A 396-nucleotide genomic window follows, 5' to 3' on the forward strand; every position below is an offset into this window, starting at 1 on the left:
GTCGTTGTTGGCCAACGGACGCGTCTTGCCGTATCCCCTCGCGGTGACTTTCGCGGCCGGCACGCCATGCGCGGATAGCCACGCCGCCACCGTCCTGGCGCGGCCCTCCGAAAGCGCCTGCCGCGCGGCCACACCGGCTTCGCCGATGTTGTCGGCGTGACCCTGGACTTCCACTGACGGCGCGTTCTTCGCCTTCAACACATCGGCAAGCTTGATCAGCGTCGGTTCGGACTCGAACGCGCGCAGCGACGGCCGATCGAAATCGAAATGCAGGCTGGGCACGCGGATGCGACAGTCGCGGGCCAGCGCGGCCTTCCAATCCTCGGCTCCGACATCGGCGACGCTGATCTCGTACGGGCCGTCCGGCTCGAGCGTGACGCGCGCGTAGATGTTGCG

General features: G+C 67.9%; 1 protein-coding gene. It reads right to left on the reverse strand.

Features of this window, described 5'->3' with window-relative positions:
* On the reverse strand, nucleotides 1-396 hold a 396-nt coding region (locus I6F37_RS43610; protein ID WP_225154928.1), incomplete at both ends, for an OmpA family protein.

Source organism: Bradyrhizobium sp. NBAIM08, assembly GCF_020193935.1.
Classification (GTDB): Bacteria; Pseudomonadota; Alphaproteobacteria; order Rhizobiales; family Xanthobacteraceae; genus Bradyrhizobium; species Bradyrhizobium yuanmingense.